Genomic DNA, 19,816 nt, shown 5'->3' with positions numbered 1-19,816 from the left:
CGGCCGGTGACGGTACAAAAAAGCGCAGCCATCGAGGCTGCGCTTTTTCTCACGAAGATATTATCACAAGGCGTGCTTTTCACTGACCATATCAGAGATAGAATACATCACATGGTTACTGGCCGCTTCCGCATCGCTGACGGCTTTCAGCAGGCCGTTAAGCACCTGTTCATCCCCCAGCCAGTCCTGCTGAACCAGACCCAGCGCTTTTTGCATATTCTTGTGTACCGCCTGATGATACCCTTCCAGACGACGATAAGAGGGCAGCGCGTTAAATGCCTGATAACCTTCACCTTCGTAGTACCACTTACCCAGACGACAATGGTAGTGATCCACCGCCACTGCCTGAGCTTCATCGCCATGGCCACTTTTCTCCAAGCCAATGTAGCCGTTTTGCATGTAGATGATGTGGTCGAGCTTAACCAGAGTCGCGAACGAAATATCCTTGGTTTGGTTAATCAAAGAAATCGTATTTTGTGACGATGTGGCAACCTGATCAAAATTCGCGTGGAAGTGACTCATTTCACTGCCGACTTTAGCGGTTTGTTGGCCGACCGCCATCGTCTGGGAAACCATGTCATCGATTTGGCCGGTCAGTGAACTGACTACGTTGCTGATCTCAGACGTTGATTTGCGGGTGCGATCCGCCAGTTGGCGTACTTCATCGGCGACCACAGCAAAGCCACGCCCCACTTCACCAGCTCGCGCGGCCTCAATCGCGGCATTAAGCGCCAGTAAGTTAGTTTGCTCTGCGATTTCAGTGATGATTTTCACCGTTTCAGCAATACGCACACTGTCCGTGCTGAGACGATTGGCGGTCACTTCCATGCTGCTCATACGCTGGTTCATATCTTCGATCGCCAGATTCAGATCCTGCACGGTTTCACGACTGTTTTCGGCTCCATCACGGTTTTGCGTGGCAATCGCCATGACTTCGTCCATCCGCTCAGACAGGGACACCAGCTCCTGCTGATTGTTTTTCAGGTTTAGGATCAGGTTCGACGTATTAATATGGTGCAGTTCACTCTTGAGGCGGTTTTGGGTCGAGAAAACGTGCGCATCATGCATCGATTTAATCGCCACGTTGATGTTCTTCATCGTGACGGCAAATTCGCCGGGCATACCGTCGGTCAGTGCATCACGGTAATATTGATTTTTAGCCGTGCGCTGAAAGCTGTTCGACAACTCTTTGAAGTTGGTTTCAACAATATCGAGAAAATCATTCAGTGCCCAGGCTACTTTACCAACTTCACCCAATCCGCGGGTGTTAGTGATACGTACGTGAATATTGCCCTGCTTAGCTTCATCCAGCGCATCACATATACGCTCCAGCACGGTAATCGGCCGCATCTGCTGGCGGTAGGCATAGATTGAAAACGCTAAAATGAACAGCGGAACAATCAGGTTCAGCAGGTTAAAACCGTACAGATACAAATTAATGCCAGACAGTAGCGCGGTTACCCCAACCACAACAAAACACATCAGCAGAAACTTTTGTCTCAGCAGAAGAATATTTTTACTAATATGGCGACTTCTCATCTTCTGCTCCTTAACGCGTCTGTTTGTACAAGCTCAGAACGTATTGTTCGTAACTCATTTCGTGTTGACGCTCTACCGTCTCGACCATCCAGTTCCACGACAGTTTCCGGCGCTTGCTGACGATCCGCTTTGCTTTCTTTATCACGCATTTGCTGATAGATGCCTTCGATAACCTGGATTGCTTGTTTGGATGGTGTGCGACGCACGGAATAGTAACCAATCACCTCTCCATCAATAACATCGGGCGTGATATTGGCAAATACCCAGTAGTAATCACCGTCAGCCGTTTTGTTCTTTACGAATCCAAAAAACTCCTGACCTGACTTGAGTGTTTTCCATAATCCGTGGAATACCCCGCGCGGCATCGAAGCATGACGGATAATATTGTGGTTTTGTCCCAGAAGCTGCAGCTCAGAAAAATTAGCCACTCGCATAAAGGCACGGTTGGCGTAAGTCAGCCGGCCCTGTAAATCGGTTTTGCTGATGATCATCTCATCGCGTTGCAATGAGATTTCCCTCTCTTCTCGCATTCTCACTCACCCAAACTGAAAAACACTACAAACAATGTTGTTACTATAAATTCCCCATTGTTGCAGGCAAGTGATATTCACTAAAATCTTGATATATGACAGAAAAGCGGGATACACATACCCATTAAGAGGTATTTATTCCGACCGGTTATCGTACGGATTATTTATCACTCCGCACACCTGACTTGGCGGTCCCCCAAATAACTTGCCAAAGGCAGTGATAAAGTTGGCTGTATGCTGATAGCCTGCCATTAGCGCAGCTTGCTGAATCGAAATTGCCTCTTCTTCCAGCAAAATCTTAGTCTGGTGCAATTTTCGTTCACGCAGGTATCGCTGCAGACTCATCCCAAGCTCTTTGCGCGCGAGACGCTGCAAAGTGGAAACACTCATCCCCAGTTCAGATGCCATCTCAACTAATGACATTTCATCAACCTGCTTATGACGCAGGAATATCTTGAGTCGGGTTGATTGTGGCTTAGATTTTGGTTCGCTGAGGAATGGCTGATGCTTCATATTAAGCAGAAGATTTTCCCACACCGCGAGGGTGAATGCCTCTCGCATCAAAGCCTCTGCCTGGTTATGACTATTGGTCAGATTCAACACCTCTGCCATCTGCCCCAGATGGGGTGGTAAAGACCAGTCAAAACGACTCAGGTGCTTGCAAAAACTACGTTCAAAGCCTTGTCGGTTCGCACCTGAAAGCTGCTTGTCCAGCCAGTCCGTAGACAGAGACAACACGATGCTGCGGCTGCGCACATGCGCTTTCGCCGCACCCTGGACAGAATCAGGTCGTGCATAAAATATGGCCGTTGCCTGGATAGGATCAGAACGGTGGTAGCGGCAACTCCTAAGACTATGAATATCGCCGTATGTCATCAGGGCTTTACTTTCCAAGGGAATGGCAATAATCAGCTGCGGCGTGAGCTTCCGTTGCGTGGAAAAGTCCGCCTTATGCACTATGTCTTTGTTGTGAAACAGGATTCCCTGCTGCATTTTCAGATTTTCGACTCTGCCGGTAAACAGCCCGCGTTGTCGCGCACTGGTATCTTTAACCACACTATCCATCATCGCTTTATCCAACCCACCATCATCACTTTGACCATTTCAAAAAATAAAATGAACAATCCGCAAAATTCCTGCCGGATACCGAGTGGTATATTAACGCCGACAAAAATAAATGAAAATGATTATCATATCGCTTTAAGGAGTTAATATTCATGGTTGTCGGTACTACTACTCATCTACGCCCTTTAGCCATAGCGGTCAGCCTTGCACTTGGTGTGACTGCGTCTCCATACCTGTTCGCCCAACAGCACAACAACACCGGACAGGACAACTACACCGAAGCAGCGGAATCATCCTCTGCCGAAACAGTCGTGGTATACGGTAACCCCCTTTACGGCATGGCCTCTTCAGAAGAGACTGGCGGTTACAGTGTTGATTCAGCGACAGTCGGGACCAAAACACCAGCGGCACTGCGCGATATTCCTCAGTCAATCACGGTGCTGACCAATGACTACATTGAAGAGCGTAATTTTGTTGCAGTCGACGACCTGGCCAAATATACCCCCGGATTACGTACCATGGTGAATGACAGCGGACGCTCGTCCATCTTCTCTCGCGGCTACGAATATGATGAAGTGAATTTAAATGGCTTACCGGCACCGATGCAAAGTAAATACGGCACTCTGCCGGCTCTGGCTGCTGTAGACCGGGTAGAAATCATGCGCGGCCCCTCTGGCTTATTTAACAGTACCAGCGAAACTGGGCGGTGTTATCAACATGGTACTCAAGCGCCCGACAGATGAATTCAGTGGTTCAGTGACTGCACGTTACGGCAGCTGGGACCGTCATTATCTCGAAGCAGATATGGGGGGTTCTCTGAATGACTCCGGTAGCGTACGCGGACGCATGGTTGTCGCCAATGCCGATATTAAAAACCAGGTCGACTACAACGACAATGACAACGGCACCTATTACGGTACTCTGGAGTTTGACCTGACAGATCGCACCCTGCTTTCTGTTTACGCTCTGCATCAAACCAAAGATATTGTGCCCACTAATGGTCTGCCTGCCTACAGTGATGGTTCTATGCTGGATATTAGCCGTAGTACCTACCTGGGATCTGATGACGACAACTTTCATGCCGATACCACAGATGTCGGCTTCTCTTTACAGCACGCTTTTAGCAATGGCGGTGTTGGCCAGATTTCTGCCCGCTATATGGATCATGATATGACCCTGGAGCAAACCTACACCAACGGTGCCGTTGATGAAGACGGTAACACCGGATTGATGTTCAGCGCGCAGGCTAACCAACAAAAGAACACTTCTCTCGACATCAACTACAGTCAGATGTTTGATCTGTTTGGGCTGCAGAGCGAAATGGTCGTAGGCAGTGACTACAAACGCTATGAATCTGATGTGCAAAGCTACACTAACCGAAGCATCGCATCAATTAACGTGTTTAATTATGACCCGACCAGTATCAGCACACCGACTTACAGCTACAGTAAAAATGTCCATTCCGAGTCTTCCGAGATCGGTTTATATGGCAAGGTGACCTGGCGTTTGCTGGAACCTCTGGCTGTCATTACCGGCGCCCGGGTATCTTGGTACGATCTGGAAACGGTGAATACTGTCATCAGTACAGGGGCTGACACCAAACAGGAAGACGATTTCAACGCTAAGCTGACCCCTTATGCTGGCGTAGTTTATGACCTTAACGACCAGCATTCTGTCTACGCCAGTTATTCCAAAGTTTTTAAACCTCAGACCAGCCAAAATGAAAATGGCGACATGCTTAAACCGCGAGAAGGCCATCAGTGGGAAACCGGCATCAAATCGGCCTTACTTGACGGCCGTCTGAATACCCGTGCCTCAGTGTTCCTGATGAAAGACAATAATATTGCCGCGCAAGCCTATGATGACAGTGGTGTAGCAATCAGTAACACCTACTGGGCTACCGGAAAAGTCGAAACGCAGGGCATAGAACTTGAAGCGACCGGTTACCTGACCGATAACTGGATGACAATGACCGGCTATACCTATACCGACATTAATGAAAAGTCAGGCGATCACAACGGTAAGTTTGATGCCATACCGCACCATTCATTGTCATTGTGGACTGACTACCACCTGGCTGACTGGATCCCGGGCTTACACATCGGTGGTGGTATGACCGCGCTGAGCAACTACTCGTTCAGCAAGAGCGGAGTCACCACACATCAGGCTGGTTACGCGATCTTTGATGCTGCCCTGCGTTATGATATCACCGACAACATGCAGGCAACGCTCAATGTTTACAACCTGTTTGATCGCGAATACTTCTACCGTGTCGGTTCTACCACGACATTCAATATGTATGGTGAGCCCGCTAATGTCATGGCTGGTTTTACCTACAAATTTAACTGATACCGATAAAGTCCTTTATTCAGCGACCCAGACACGCGGCGTGGCGGGGAATCTTCTGCCACGCTGTTTAGCATCAGTCTGGCCAAATGAGCGAGCGCCGATACACCATTATATGATGAAAAAACTACTGAGTACTCTGATCGCAATGTTGAGCTTCACGACAGCCCAGGCACAACCTGTAAATTATGCTTTGATCTACACCCACTATTCATCCGTGCTAAATGAAGACCGGCAATACAGCGTTTATCTCCCCAAAGAATATGATTCACAGCCCGAGCAGCACTTTCCGGTGCTCTATTTGCTCGACGGAGAGCAGCATCTGCTAGAGGTTGCCGGTATCACCGAATCTTTCCGGGGAGGGCTCATGCCTGCGCTGCCCGCGATGATTATCGTCGCCATCCATAACACCGATCGCATGAGGGATTACACCCCCAGCCACACTGAAATGCTGCCTAATGGTCAGCCCGCCGGAAAAGCCTATACTACCACTGGTGGTGGCGATAAATTTTTAACTTACCTCACCCGTGAGTTACGCCAAGAGATTGAACAGCAGTTTCGAACCACACGCCCAGCGTTGTTAGTCGGTCACTCTCTGGGTGGCCTGCTGGCCTTGGATGCGTTTGCGCGGGATAATGATGCTTTTCAGGGGATTATCTCGATTGATGCCAGTTTGTGGTTTGATTTTCCCCGTCATAGCGAGCAACTGACGCAACGGCTCAAACAGAAGCCGCGCTTTTCGTCATCGCTCTTTATCGCGATCGCCAATAATCCTTACACGCCGGGCTTTGGCCGTTCAGAATTCCATCGTGACCATCTGCTTAAATTTGCCGTTCAAATCCAGAAAACCTCTGAGCAGAAACAACGCCAGACTGCACCTGAAAGGGAGATCTCCAGCCGCTATTATGCCGAAGAAGACCATCACTCCGTTTATCATCTGGCGGTTTATCATGGACTGCAGTGGCTGTTTCGTGGTTATCGCCTTGACTTGAGTCCGACTACATTTTCTCTCGACCACGTCAGCGCAAACTACCGGTCTTTAAATCAGCGCTTTGGCAGCTCACTAAAGCCGGAGCGTAACCGATTACAAGCTGTTGATCAAAAGGCTCGCCTGTGGCCTCAGATGGACATTTCGGTACAGCAAACGCAAGCGCTCTTACAGCACTATTATCCGTAGACTTCATATCTGTAGGTACTGTTAATCTATAAGAAACGACTGGTCGCAAGTACCAATGCCTGTAAACCGTGCTAATCAGGCCGTGTAGTCACCTGACTTATTCTGATTAGCACAACGTTCGGATCAACACCACCCAGGACAACGGAAGATGCGAAGTTCACTCAGGACCGAAGGTTAACTCAGCTGGAAAGATTCAGACAGGAATTTCAGGCATAAAAAAACCAGCTCTTGGCTGGTCATCTGATGTTCAAGGAGAGAATGGAGGCGCGTCCCGGAGTCGAACCGAGGTCCACGGATTTGCAATCCGCTGCATGGCCACTCTGCCAACGCGCCTTACCTTGAACTTGCAGCGGGCTCTCCCGTTGCGTTCGATGCACACTTTACGGATTGAGCCGGGAGAGTCAAACAAAAAAGTCATTTTTTTGTTTAGTTGCTGACAAATAAACCAAACTGAATATTTATACGGCAAAAATGGCGTCAATCACTGTGCATCACCATTTTTTCATCAATCGTCCAACCAGGTTGGGATGGTAGTGCCAACAGTGATCAAACATACTCATTAACTCCGGGTTACCATATTTGGACAGGCTAATGGCATGAAAACGGTTTTTTCCGGCTTTCAGTCGTTTAACTTGGGTCAAAACCTCTTCATCCTGTTTAGGAGCGATGAAATCGGAAATCACCACCATATCCGCATTTTTATAACGGCCACTGCTCATCAGTTCAATCGATTTGAGCATTACTGGCTCAAGGTCAGTGCCACCATGAAAGGCGTAGCTCAGAAAGTCGCTCGCCTCACGTAAGCCATCCTGGCGCGTCAGTTCATAGGTAATATGCTCGGTCGAAAACAGCATCACATAACAATCGCGGTCTTCTGCCAGAGCAATCTGCATCAGAGCATAGGCCATCGCTTTAGCGCATTGCTCCGGAAAGCCGTTCATGGAACCAGATGCATCGACACAAACTATAAACGGCCCTTTCTCAATGTCAGCCTGCTGATTGTCCGGACGATGCGCTTTGACCTTACGTAACGTCCGGGACTTGCCCTGCATGCGATAGTTCATCAAACGTTTGTCGATTAAGTGCTTATAAAACACAACTTCGAGTTCAGGATAGGCCAGAAACAGCGTTTCGTTGGGTAGCAATTTGTTGAGATCGTCGCTTTCGTGGATACCGACTATATCGTCCGTCGCTTCATCGGATTTCTCTTCCACCAGCTGCAACTCTTCTGTCGGCGCCCGATTCAGATCCGGATCATCCACATCACTGGCCATTCGGCCCAGCTTCTCGGCAATGTCCTGCAGCCCTTGGTTTTTCTTGAGAAATTCCGCATGCCGCTTCATCACAGACAGGTCACCACGACTCAGTTTCGCCGACGCCATATCCCATAAACGGCCTACACTGCCGGCATCGCCCGACTCCGTCACCTTATCCATGTTGCGCAGAGTTTCCATGCGCTGATAAAGATCAGCCAGCAGTTTTTCCTTGTTCGCTTCCAGCTCCATCACCTGAGCTTGCTTAATCGCGTCCGTTAACGACTGATACCATTGGTCGCAAAAATAGTGCGGAAACATCGGGTTGTGAATACCCTTGTTTTTTTCCAGCAGACGACGGGCCGGTAAATAGAACGCAGAGTGCCATTCCAGCTTTTTGACCACATCATTGATGCGCTCAAAAAACATCTCCTCATCCCAGTGAATCACTTCCTGATAAAGCGAGAGCTCCTCCTGGAAGCGCTCGGTCTCACACACCCGTGTAATGCGCTTCTTAACACTGCCGCGCCATTTAAGCAGATGGTTTTTGACCGTGGATTTGACCCCGCGACTTTCGGCCATCATCATTAATTGTGAACGACCCATTAAATCGTTGACGGCACTATCAATAATGCCGGAATCCGCAATCATCAGGGCCAGATTCAATCCGTCCACACCAAGCATAAGTCACCTACGAGAAAAACTGGTCGAGATTACGATAACGTAATACGCTCTTTTCACACTCCGTTTGTATGGTTTCCAGTTGTTGTTGCAATTGCTGCAGGGTCGCTTCCATTGCGGTAGGCAGCTCAGGGTCAATAAAGTTGTGCGGCAAGGCGCCATGGAACGTGGAACGCACTTTACGCAGACGATGTTCAGCGTCAGAAAGCTGGGTCATCGCCTGCTCTGCTTTACGCAGCCACTCCTGATAACGTTCGTTGTCCAGCCCCTGCTCTGTCACCAGAGAAACCAATACAGAGCGGTTAGCGATATCTTTAATTACCAGCTGATCGCCTGCATCGACATCAAAGCGCAGACGGCACAAATTGGTATTCTGGTTCACATAGCCGTACACATCGCCGTGGCCATCTTTGATGACTCGCTCCAGCTCGTTTCTTTGGCAGGTAAACCCAGCGGCTGTCGCCTTTCTCCGACTCGGATACCGACATATTGCTCTGCAGCAGCACCATTTTGACCAAGTCATAAGCCGCACCGATACGATAGGTTTTAGCGCCGCGGATATCATACTGATGGATCTGCTTTTTGATCAGGCCGGTCGAGGTCTCTGTCGACAACTGCATCCCAAAGTCCGCTTCCAGTTCATCTTGGATAGAAGACAAATCTTCACGGCATAAGGAAATCTGTTGCTCAACCTTGGATTGGTCAAAGGCATGACGCAAGGCAAATTCACGAATCACATCACGTACCACATCGCGCGATTCAGGACTATTCCACAAGCAGTCTTGCAGCAGCAGTAAGTCGAGCGGATTGATGGCACTGCGACCGTTAAAAAAGGCGCTGGCTTTGAGTAATTTGACCGCTTTTTTCCAGCGTCGATCGGACACATACATATCCATTTCAGCCAGATTGCTGCGTTCCACCGCCAGTTCGAGCAGTGTCTTAAGCTGATACAGTTTTTCAAATACGTCGTCACCCAGAGCGAGCTTATCAAGCTGAGTCTGCCACTGATGATACTCTGCATCAGTAATTGCCAAGCCTGGCGGGATACTCGCTTCTTGCGGCGTACCAACCGTCAGCATGGATTTAAAATTCTGTTTATTCTGAATACGGTTAACAAATACTCGAACCAACATGCGGTCATACAGAGCTTCAAGGCCGCTGTCTTCATCGGGCAGTTCGTTTGATGCCGACACCAGCAGGCGCATCGGTACTTTCTCGATCTCATTACCATTTTTGAAGGTTTTCTCGTTAACGACCGTCAGCAAGGTATTCAGAATCGCCGGGCCCGCTTTCCAGATCTCATCCAGAAAAACCACCTGAGAGGTCGGCAGATAACCGTCCGTCAGGCGAACGTAACGCCCGTTATCTTTCAGTTCTTGAATACTAAGTGGCCCGAAAACTTCTTCCGGGGTCGAGAAACGAGTCATCAGGTATTCAAAATAACTGCTATTATCAAAGGCCTGAATGAGGCGTTTTGCTATCAGACTTTTGGCAATCCCCGGCGGGCCAAGTAAAAACACGCTTTCGCCGGACAGTGCTGCGAGCAGACATAGCTTAATGGTACCTTCACGTTCGTACACACCGTCAGACAACGCTTTGGCCAGTTTATTGATGCGTTCAGAGAGCAACGCCTGTTGCGCGTGTGAGGCAGAAGAAGGGTTGATCATTGAATTGCTCCACAGCGGGCTGAAAAAAGGGTATTAGGTTTAATAAATTTATACATTTGTTATCACTTTGTTACAAGTGCAATTTTATTTCAACACTGCTTTATAACAGATTCAAACCAACAGCCATAATGCAGAATCATTGTTTGCAGATATAACGTTCATAATCTGAACGAATACCCTATCAACTCCTGATGGGCAGCAGCAAGTCGCTGGCATAATTGTATTTAGGTCATAGCAAGAAGTAAGATAAGGTGAATGCTAAGCCAGAGATAACCTCTGGATCGCGACTACCGGACAGAAGTACCCTGCATGAGCAAAACCATACACAGCTGGAAAACCATTGCACTGATCGAAGAAGAGGTGCAGCTACCCAACGGACACACGATTACCCACACCACCATCGAACATCCCGGCGCAGCGGTAATTTTGCCCGTCACAGACCAAAACAAAGTCGTCCTGGTACATCAGTTTCGTCCGTCCCTGAAAAAATGGTTGCTTGAGCTGCCGGCCGGAACCATGGAGCGCGGTGAATGCTCACTGACCTGTGCGCATCGAGAGCTAGAAGAAGAAACCGGCTACAGCGCAAACGACATGATTGAACTTGGGTCCGTGACTCCACTGGCCGGTTTTTGCGATGAAATCCAGTATTTGTACGTGGCGAAACAGCTAAGTAAAACCAATCGACTGGGCTGCGATGAGGATGAAGTCATCGAAGTGGTCGAGCTGTCGGTGCAGGAGCTGGAACAGAAGATTATCAAAGGTGACATCACCGACAGCAAAACCATCGCCTGCCTGAGTAAGGCCCGGCTGTGCGGCTATTTGTAATTCTGCGGTTAAGTCATTATTTACCCAAAAAATTATTCACGTAACGAAAATTAGGCGCCGTTCAAATAAATTCGTCTAAACGTTTTGTTGAATTATTCTCTACTTCTGAGAAAAGCACCTCACGACTTTGCTTCTACGCTATCAGATGATAGCAACATTCTCAGAGCCCTATTTCTCGAAAATAATCTTGAGCTTCCCCCAAGGGCAAAGCTTAGCCTTGAGAGACTATTTTACTGAGAGCTAACCATGCGTTTACTACTTTTCATTAGTATGTCCCTTATCACTTTTACCGCATTTGCATATGACGGCGATCCCGTTTCTCGGACAACAAAAGATACCCAGTTGCCCATTTTGCCACGGCAGGGATGGCATAGCGCCGCAGGAACGCTACCCTAACCTGAAAGGTCAGGATGAACTTTATCTTTTCAACGCCATGCAGGCGTATCAAAAGGGTGAGCGCAGTGGCCCTATGGCTAAGATGATGCAAATCCAGTTGCAAAGACTAAATGATAACGACTTACATGACATTTCTGCTTATTATGCTTCACAGGGTGAATAAATAGCCAAACAGTCCCTAAGACCGTACTTTTTTCCGTGAAACTCCGGATCAGATCTGGTACAACATCGGCCGACCAGACGGACAATGAATATAATGACTGAAAAAAGACAGGGGCGACGCAGCGCCCAGGATGCACAAAAGACCCGATACCATATTCTCAAAGTAGCCGCAGAGATGTTCTGCGAGCTGGGTTATGCCCGGGTTTCGCTGCGTCACATCAGTGAAAAAGCGGGTGTATCGCATAGCCTGATTCGCCACCATTTCGGCAGTAAAGAAAAAATCTGGCACAGCATCAGTGACGGCCTGCATCTGTATATGCAGTCCTATATTCGAACGGTGATTGCCCACATCCCTGAAGATACACCAGCCAATATCAAGCTTTACTGTTTCCTGATTCGCATTCTGGCTCACGCCCTGATCATCAAACAGCCGATTCAGCTGATTGCTGACGCCGCACGCCAGGAAAATGCCTTGGTCGACTATTTCATTGATAATGCAGGTGAACTAGAAGCATTAACCGAAGCGCTCGCCGATCAATACAATGAGCAATATCCTGAAACGCCGGTTAATATCTGGGAAACGAAATGGCATCTGATCATGTTTGCCCACAGTGCAGCCAGCATGACGCCACTGCTCAAAGATACCTGGTCCGATGAAACCGATGATGTCGACGAATGCCTGCTGCGTCACTGGCAACTGTTCAACCAGATGATGGCACAGAAATTCCATGTGCCTGAAGCCGCCGTTTTAAAGCCGAAGTCGGTCAAAGAGCTGCTTCTCCCGCATGATTATGACTGGGAAAAACAGTGTATAAGCCTGTGCAGTCAGGACGAGAACAAAAACAACGAAGAAGAAAGCTTGCCGTGTCCGGCATCGGTATCAGACACATAAGTGTTATCAGGTCAGCGAAGCCTTATCCACTTAAGCCTTGCTAAATAATGCAGTAAACAAACAACTTATCCGGATCAAATAAGGGGCTGTATATCCAGCCCCTTATAATTACTTATTCTTTGATATTATTTAACTTTTTAGCGCCTGATTTAGATTCCCGCTAAACCTGACCACAGCACTATTTTTTCTTACCGCGGTTGGCGTGGATTTTCAGCTTGGCTTTCATCTTACGCTTATCAGCAGAGCGGCCTTTACGGCGCGGGGCCTGGCTTTCATCCATTGGCACCTCCAGAGAAGGTTCATACCCTTGCAGCCACTCTTGTGGCAGACGCTGGTCAAGCAGACGTTCAATCGCTTCCAGCAATGGCTCCTCATCCGGACTCATCAGTGAAACCGCAAAACCACTTTTGCCGGCCCGGCCGGTGCGACCGATACGGTGCACATAATCTTCGGCTTTAAATGGCATATCAAAGTTGACCACTTGTTCCAGCTCGACAATATCAATACCGCGCGCCGCAACATCCGTCGCGATCAGCGCACGCACCTTGCCGGATTTAAAGTCATCCAGCGCTTTCTGTCGGGCGCCCTGACTCTTATCGCCGTTAATTGATGCCGCTTTGATACCATCGAGTTTAAGCTCTTTGGCCAGATCGTCACTGCCCTGCCGGGTGCGGGTAAACACCAGTACTTGTTGCCAGTTACGTGAGCCGATGAGGTAAGCCAGCAATTCACGTTTGCGCCTTTTATCGACCGGATACACAATCTGCTGCACCGTTTCAGCGGTTGAGTTTGTCGGAGTCACCTGTAATTCGGCCGGTGTCTGCATCATGCGATAAGCCACTGCTTTGATCTTGCTGTCGAACGTTGCCGAGAAAAACAGTGTCTGACGCTCGCGTGGCAGCTTACGCAGCACACGCTGAATATCGGGCATAAAGCCCATATCAAGCATACGATCCGCTTCATCAAGCACTAATACTTCCGTGTTCCCCAGATAAAGTGTTTTCACATGGGCATGGTCGAGTAAACGTCCCGGCGTGGCAATCAGAATATCTGCCCCGCCTTTAAGGTTCTGGACCTGGACTTTCATACTGGTTCCGCCGTACGCGGTGACAATTTTCAGCTCGCTGCCAGCGGCATAGGCCGTCAGATTATCAAATACCTGCTGCGCCAGTTCACGGGTCGGAACCAGAAACTAATGCCCGAATGTCTTTCGAGTTGGCTTCGCGTGCTATCGGCTGATTGGCGAAACGCTGAATGACAGGCAAACCAAATGCGGCCGTTTTACCCGTTCCGGTTTGTGCTCCGGCTAATACATCCTGGCCATTTAATACCGGCGGTATGGCTTGGGCCTGAATTTCAGTCGGTGTTTTTATCCCCAGCTTATCGAGCTGTTGCGCCAGATGTGGGGCAATACCTAAAGAAACAAAGGTCGAAGTCGTTTCGGACATGTCAGAATCTCTTAAACAATGAACCGGCTTATCTCACACAGAGACATAAACGGATGTGAATGTGTTGAATGGGCGCGAATTGTATCAGAGCTCAGAGCGTTTGGCTTTCTCTAATACATCCGGATACAGGACGGCAAACAGCTCGGTTAAGCGGGAGTAATGGCGGCTTAGACCATCAAAGCAGTAAGCCAGCTTGCCCATGCGCACACTGCGTTGCGACATACGCTGCAGAGCAAATTCGATATTGCTGAGCTCAGCGTAAGATTAAAGCCAGCCGCCCTGCCACATCGCACCAGACACGCGGTTAAAACGCTCCGGCAGTGCAATAGGCTGAGGAGACATGTTGGTTGCAGAAACCGTGGAGGCTTCAGAAAACGCGCAGGCTTCAGAAAACTTTGTGTCTTCAGAAAACTGAGCGTCTTCAGAAAACTCGGTGGCTTCAGCAATTGTAATGACTTGCTCTTGGGTCACACGCTGATGCGCCTGACGCACAAAGCGCGATAAACTCAGGTCATGATAGTGGTCCCACTGACTAGCCAGACAGTGATCCCAGAACATATCAAGCGCAATGGGTGCGAAACGACGGGTATCAGCACTAAAGCACTGTTTGGCATGTTGTATAACAGGATGACTGTCAGTATAGGCATCCACCAGCCGGTGCAGACGAATCCCGCTGGCGATGGGAGCCACATATTGGCTGTCGGGATCACCTTTCACAAAATCGCCCAGCAGGTTACCCAACAGACTACTTTGACAGTGATCGGCAATATGTAAGTGAGCGAGGTAGTTCATGGTATCCCATAAAGCCAGCAACGTGTGCCGGCTTATCGTTGAGCAGGTTGGCTGACAGTGTCGTCGTTCATGCTTATTTCACTCGGTGTGAGAGAGCGCTGTTTAACTGCGCAGGCACTGTTCATCAGTGAAGGCACTACTCATCTGAGAAAGCACCATTCATCTGAGAAAGCACTTCTGCTAAGAAAACAGTAACGACGATCAAATCAGTCGCTATTGCGACTCTTCAGCGAGACGTTCGCCGTCATTATAGTCTGTCAGCGCAAAGCCGATCTCCAGAGCATCGAGCAGCTCCAGACTCTCTTCTTGCTGGGTTGATTGGTCACTCATTGTTGACCTCCTTCTTTTTGTTCAGGCCTGCCCACCCTGGGCGACCAGATTCCTTGTTATACCGTTTATATGACGACCTAATGAAAACCGGAAGTCATTTTGCAGTAAAGTATGATGTTTATCATAGGTTGCCCGCACACTCCACTCTTTCACCGCTCATTATCTTGGCCCCAATCAACTGTACTAAATAATTTACGGATTTGGATTTTTATTTTTACAAACGCATTGACCAAACCTTAGTCCTGCTACAAAATAGCCAAAATCCAGCGAATATGGCAGTTATTACCGTTCATTATTCGCACAATGCACTATGCAACCACAACAATTGTATAAGAATATTTACACTATGATGAAATCAAAGCTTTTTGGCAGTACTTTGATTATCGCCGGTACCACGATTGGCGCCGGTATGCTGGCTCTGCCGCTGGCATCGGCAGGAATCGGTTTTTCGACCTCTCTGATGATCATGTTCGCCCTATGGGCCCTGATGGCGTTTACCGCATTGCTGATGGTGGAAATTCACCAATATGCGGATAAAAGTGCCACGCTTCACACCCTGGCCAAACAGATCCTCGGGACCAAAGGTAAATGGATCGCCACTTTCGCTATGCTGTTCCTTTTCTACGCACTTTGCGCAGCATACATTGCCGGAGGCGGCGCGCAGTTTACCAGCCGTATTTCAGAGCTGGCCGGTATCCAGGTTAACGGCACGACAGGTACGTTGCTGTTTACTGTGATTGTTGCAGCCGTTGTAACTATTGGCACAGGCACGGTCGACAAAGTGAACCGCCTGCTGTTTGCCGGTAAAATGATCGCTATGGTGATGGTACTGAGCTTTCTGGCTCCGAATGTTTCGGAATCTTACCTGCTGAGTATGCCTCTGGGCCAAGGTCTGGTGATCGCGTCAATTCCGGTCATTTTCACCTCATTCGGTTTTCACGGCAGTATTCCCGCCATCGTGAACTACCTTGATGGTCACACGCCATCACTGCGCAAAGCGATCGTGATTGGTTCAGCCATTCCTCTGATCATTTATGTCTTCTGGCAAATCGTGACTTTGGGTGTGGTCAGCCAGCCTGATTTGGTCGAAAACGCAGGCCTGACAGCGCTGATTGGTACTCTGGCACAGACTGTTCATCAATCGAATCTGAGCAACGTTATCGGGGTATTTGCTGATCTGGCTCTGCTGACTTCTTTCCTTGGTGTGAGTCTGGGCCTGTTTGAATTCATGGGCGACACCATCAATAAGAAAAGTGCGCACAAGAGCGGCACGACCAAGCGCGTCACTGCCGCTCTGATCACCTTTATTCCACCGCTGATGTTCGCGCTGTTTCTACCCGCAGGGTTTTATCATGGCTCTGGGTTACGCAGCTATCGCACTGGCAGTACTGGCGATTTTCCTGCCACTGAGCATGGTCGTTCGCGTTCGCCGTCAAACCTCAGATCAAGAATACTACCAGGTCATGGGTGGCACTCCGGCTCTGATGCTGACAGGCATCGTCGGCATCGTGATCATTGGTGCGCAGCTGATGGTTACCTTCGGAATCTTGCCTGCACTCGGCTAAACCATTTCACACATTGATTATCGCTCACTTTGATCGATGCAAAACACCACAAAGGGTGGCCTGAATAGGTCACCCTTTTTTCATACGCCAATAAATATGACAAAAGTCTCAATTATGACAATTCAATAACATACGTTGCATAAATTTATGCAATGAAGAGCAAGTTAAGAGGTACGATGTGCAGACTTTAAGCGTACTTTCATCTGCATCGGAGTCACCATGAAAGAAGTTCAATTCAGGACGATTGACCGCGTGTTTATCAAGATGTCCATCAACGACAAAATGTGGGTCATCTTTGCCCTGTTTATCGCTGCCATATCAAGCCTGGCCGCTCTGCGTTATTTTGACACTCTCAGCCAATTCGAAATCCAATCAAAACAGGCGGTTGAATATAAATTGCAGGGTATGCTGAGTCACGGTGACCTGAACACACTGCCGGGTTTACAAAGCCGCAATACAATGTCCCCGACCTCATACTTAAAGGGCCAAGTGACCGCGACGGCGCAAACTCAAAATGGCCATATTTTCGCGTTGTCAGAAGACTTTTCTGCTCAGGAAGCGGCAACCCGCTCTGCTGCACTGACCTCTTTTACTCTGACTTATCTGTGGGCCATCCCGTTTGCGGTATTTACTTATTGGGTGGCGACGTTTATCGGCGGGGCGCTTTGGGTGCTCTACACCACCACGCTTAAGATTGCGGACGGTGATTTGACTTCCCGCCTAGGCTTTCATCCGGGACGTGATGAATTCGGCACCATCGGCTGCGCACTCGATAACGCGATGGATACCCTGACCGATCTGGTGGTAACGGTAAAAGGCAACTCAGCCACTCTGCGTGAAAGCTCAACTGCTTTTGCCCGTGAAATGAAAGAGAGTGAATCCCAGATCCACCGGCAATACGCTTCTCTCGATTCTGCTGCCACGGCGATGGAAGAAATGACCGCTTCTGCTCAGGAGGTGTCGGGAATTTCACAGCAAGCGACACAACAGGCTGAGCAAGATGCATTGCAGGTGGATAACAGCCGTCAACGTATCGAGCAGGCCATTAATGAAATTAACCAACTATCACGTTTCATTTCGCAGACTTCCTCTTCAGTAACCACACTGAACGAAAACGCGATTCAGATTAACGAAGTCATCACTGCGATTAATGCGATTTCAGAACAAACCAACCTGCTGGCGCTGAATGCGGCAATTGAAGCCGCTCGTGCCGGTGAGCAGGGACGAGGCTTTGCCGTAGTTGCAGACGAAGTCCGCACGCTGGCAGGGCGCACGCAAAAAGCAACGGTTGAAATTCAGTCGATGATAGAAAAACTGCAAACTGAGAGCAGAAACATCGCTGATATGACGCAGCAAACCGTCTCTCAAGCACAAAGCAGCAGTGATCTGGTCGCAGATATCGGTCAGGATATCAACCAGATTGCGGAATCTGCCCAACGCATTAATGATATGAGTATTCAAATCTCGACGTCGGCTGAAGAGCAGAGTTCGGTTGCCAATGGCATCGCCGCGGAAACTGAGTGATATCCGCAGCCAGTCCAACGCGATCCGCAACGTAGCGCAACAGTCGTCTGCCGGTATTGCCAGCATCGCTCAGGCGACCGAAAACCTGAGTAAAATTCTGGCGCGTTATCACACCAACTGATGAGCATGCTGCGAATGGATCGCTAATGACAGGCTCAATCGGTAATGGCTGACCCATAAGCTACACCTCTGCTTACCTTTGACACAATCTGACCAAAAAGCCGGTCAGTTCAGTGAACTGACCGGCTTTTTTATTACCGCTCGGATAAAAGCACCAGATTATGCGTCCGGATAGCCCTGAGGGTTCGCTGACTGCCAGCGCCAGGTGTCAGTGGTCATCTCTTCCAGGCTACGTTTAGCCTGCCAGCCCAATTCCTGCTGCGCTTTGGTTGAATCGGCCCAACACTCCGCGATATCACCCGGGCGACGTGCAACCAATTGATAAGGAACCGGCTTTTGCGATGCCTGTTCAAAGGCTTTCACCATTTCCAGCACACTGTAACCATTACCAGTGCCCAGATTATAAATATGCAGACCGGCTTTGGCGCCAACCCGTTGCAACGCGGCGATATGTCCGTCAGCCAAATCCATCACATGGATATAGTCACGTACACCGGTACCGTCTTTGGTTGGGTAATCGCTGCCGAATACCGACAAGAATTCACGGCGTCCGACGGCAACCTGGGAGACAAATGGCATCAGATTGTTGGGAATACCTTGCGGGTCTTCACCCAGCTCACCTGACGGATGAGATCCGACCGGGTTAAAGTAACGCAGCAGAGTAATGCTCCAGTCCGGGTTCGCAGCCTGGAAATCCGTCAGACACTCTTCCACCATCAATTTACTGCGCCCATAAGGGTTGGTCGCGCTGGTCGGGAAATCTTCCGTGATCGGGACACTGGCCGGATCGCCATACACGGTAGCAGAAGAGCTGAAGACCAAAGATTTCACTCCGGCTTCACGCATTGCATCAACCAGAACCAGAGTGCCGTTAACGTTATTATCGTAGTATTCCAACGGCTTTTGTACCGATTCACCCACCGCTTTCAATCCGGCAAAGTGAATCACTGACTCAATCTGGTGGTGTTGCATCAGTTCGACCAGCAACGCTTTGTCGCGAATGTCGCCTTGTACAAACTGCGGCTGCACACCGGTCACTTTTTCAATTCGTGCCAGTACGCTCGATTTACTGTTGTACAGGTTGTCGAGAATAACCGGCGTCATTCCCGCTTCTATCATCTGAATACAGGTGTGGCTGCCTATGTACCCCATCCCGCCTGTTACTAAAACCTTCATGACTAGCCTCCTTTGCGTTTGCACATATTGTAGCGACATTAATTACTGAGATCATTCAACAATCTTCGATTTTTACCCAAAGCGAGGCAAGTCAGGCCAAAGTCTGACACCCCTGGCAATCAGCGCTATGATGTTATTTAGCTGATTTGGCAGCACTGTTTTTTGGCCGCCGGAGGAAACTGCCCCGCGGTGCGTCAATCCAATATGCATTCAATGTTGCTGCTCTTGACTAAAAAAATGTAGACAAAGCCCGAAGAAACAGCACACTAGAATCATTACTCTTTTAGCCTCAGATGCTGAGCCAGCCATCGGCAGGCAAAAACTCCGC

At 49.0% G+C, this 19,816-nt stretch carries 12 protein-coding genes, 1 tRNA gene and 5 pseudogenes; 8 read left to right on the top strand and 10 right to left on the bottom strand.

Going from position 1 to position 19,816, the window contains the following annotated elements; all coding sequences use genetic code 11:
• Positions 1–63 precede the first annotated feature (63 nt).
• From ABDK09_01020 to ABDK09_01010, 3 genes are all read right to left on the bottom strand, one after another.
• Complete coding sequence (locus ABDK09_01020; protein ID XAW88042.1) at positions 64–1,539, bottom strand: methyl-accepting chemotaxis protein; 1,476 nt, start codon at positions 1,537–1,539, stop codon at positions 64–66.
• The gene (locus ABDK09_01015) at positions 1,536–2,069 is read right to left on the bottom strand and encodes a PAS domain-containing protein (GenBank protein ID XAW88041.1); all 534 of its coding nucleotides are present in this window, start codon (positions 2,067–2,069) and stop codon (positions 1,536–1,538) included. The genes ABDK09_01020 and ABDK09_01015 overlap by 4 nt, the downstream gene beginning before the upstream one ends.
• Positions 2,070–2,204: 135 nt before the next feature.
• Positions 2,205–3,149: a helix-turn-helix transcriptional regulator gene (locus ABDK09_01010; GenBank protein XAW88040.1), complete on the bottom strand. Its 945-nt coding sequence runs from the start codon at positions 3,147–3,149 to the stop codon at positions 2,205–2,207.
• A gap of 137 nt (positions 3,150–3,286) precedes the next feature.
• Here ABDK09_01010 and ABDK09_01005 point away from each other — a divergent pair, with 137 nt between their 5' ends.
• Genes ABDK09_01005 through ABDK09_00995 form a run of 3 tightly spaced genes read left to right on the top strand, consistent with a single transcriptional unit; the run spans position 3,287 to position 6,657 of the window.
• Entirely contained in the window at positions 3,287–3,877 is a 591-nt protein-coding gene (locus ABDK09_01005; GenBank protein XAW88039.1) for a TonB-dependent receptor plug domain-containing protein, read from the top strand.
• Entirely contained in the window at positions 3,852–5,483 is a 1,632-nt protein-coding gene (locus ABDK09_01000) for a TonB-dependent siderophore receptor (protein ID XAW88038.1), read from the top strand. Before ABDK09_01005 ends, ABDK09_01000 begins: the two co-directional genes overlap by 26 nt.
• A complete protein-coding gene (locus ABDK09_00995; protein ID XAW88037.1) occupies positions 5,449–6,657 on the top strand; it encodes an alpha/beta hydrolase-fold protein in 1,209 nt (402 codons plus the stop codon). Before ABDK09_01000 ends, ABDK09_00995 begins: the two co-directional genes overlap by 35 nt.
• Before the next feature lie 259 nt (positions 6,658–6,916).
• Here ABDK09_00995 and ABDK09_00990 read toward each other — a convergent pair.
• The 3 genes and pseudogenes from ABDK09_00990 to ABDK09_00980 all read right to left on the bottom strand — a co-directional run bounded on the left by ABDK09_00990 (position 6,917) and on the right by ABDK09_00980 (position 10,258).
• Positions 6,917–6,990, bottom strand: a tRNA-Cys gene (locus tag ABDK09_00990).
• A 158-nt stretch (positions 6,991–7,148) separates the two neighbouring features.
• Positions 7,149–8,594 carry an ATPase RavA stimulator ViaA gene (gene viaA, locus ABDK09_00985; GenBank protein XAW88036.1) on the bottom strand — a complete coding sequence of 482 codons (1,446 nt, stop codon included), beginning with the start codon at positions 8,592–8,594 and terminating at the stop codon, positions 7,149–7,151.
• 7 nt (positions 8,595–8,601) lie between these two features.
• A pseudogene (locus ABDK09_00980) lies at positions 8,602–10,258 on the bottom strand (ATPase RavA domain-containing protein).
• Positions 10,259–10,567: 309 nt separating this feature from the next.
• Between ABDK09_00980 and ABDK09_00975 the strand changes: the two are divergent.
• The 3 genes from ABDK09_00975 to ABDK09_00965 all read left to right on the top strand — a co-directional run bounded on the left by ABDK09_00975 (position 10,568) and on the right by ABDK09_00965 (position 12,533).
• Complete coding sequence (locus ABDK09_00975; protein XAW88035.1) at positions 10,568–11,083, top strand: NUDIX hydrolase; 516 nt, start codon at positions 10,568–10,570, stop codon at positions 11,081–11,083.
• A 301-nt stretch (positions 11,084–11,384) separates the two neighbouring features.
• Positions 11,385–11,642: a cytochrome c gene (locus ABDK09_00970; protein ID XAW88034.1), complete on the top strand. Its 258-nt coding sequence runs from the start codon at positions 11,385–11,387 to the stop codon at positions 11,640–11,642.
• Positions 11,643–11,735: 93 nt separating this feature from the next.
• Complete coding sequence (locus ABDK09_00965; GenBank protein ID XAW88033.1) at positions 11,736–12,533, top strand: TetR/AcrR family transcriptional regulator; 798 nt, start codon at positions 11,736–11,738, stop codon at positions 12,531–12,533.
• Positions 12,534–12,711: 178 nt separating this feature from the next.
• On the opposite strand, the pseudogene ABDK09_00960 reads toward ABDK09_00965, so the two are convergent.
• From ABDK09_00960 to ABDK09_00950, 3 genes and pseudogenes are all read right to left on the bottom strand, one after another.
• A pseudogene (locus ABDK09_00960) lies at positions 12,712–13,981 on the bottom strand (DEAD/DEAH box helicase).
• An 84-nt stretch (positions 13,982–14,065) separates the two neighbouring features.
• Positions 14,066–14,233: pseudogene (locus ABDK09_00955) on the bottom strand (ACP phosphodiesterase).
• Positions 14,234–14,245: 12 nt separating this feature from the next.
• The gene (locus tag ABDK09_00950; protein ID XAW88498.1) at positions 14,246–14,773 is read right to left on the bottom strand and encodes an ACP phosphodiesterase; all 528 of its coding nucleotides are present in this window, start codon (positions 14,771–14,773) and stop codon (positions 14,246–14,248) included.
• Positions 14,774–15,449: 676 nt separating this feature from the next.
• Between ABDK09_00950 and ABDK09_00945 the strand changes: the two are divergent.
• Positions 15,450–16,668: pseudogene (locus tag ABDK09_00945) on the top strand (aromatic amino acid transport family protein).
• A gap of 219 nt (positions 16,669–16,887) precedes the next feature.
• Positions 16,888–18,313: pseudogene (locus tag ABDK09_00940) on the top strand (methyl-accepting chemotaxis protein).
• A 158-nt stretch (positions 18,314–18,471) separates the two neighbouring features.
• Here the strand turns inward: ABDK09_00940 and galE are convergent.
• The gene (gene galE / locus ABDK09_00935; GenBank protein XAW88032.1) at positions 18,472–19,488 is read right to left on the bottom strand and encodes a UDP-glucose 4-epimerase GalE; all 1,017 of its coding nucleotides are present in this window, start codon (positions 19,486–19,488) and stop codon (positions 18,472–18,474) included.
• Positions 19,489–19,816 lie beyond the last annotated feature (328 nt).

Origin of the sequence: Vibrio sp. CDRSL-10 TSBA (assembly GCA_039696685.1) — a bacterium.
Classification (GTDB): Bacteria; Pseudomonadota; Gammaproteobacteria; order Enterobacterales; family Vibrionaceae; genus Vibrio.
Note: the sequence above shows the minus strand (reverse complement) of the source record. Positions and strands in the feature narration are given on the sequence as shown.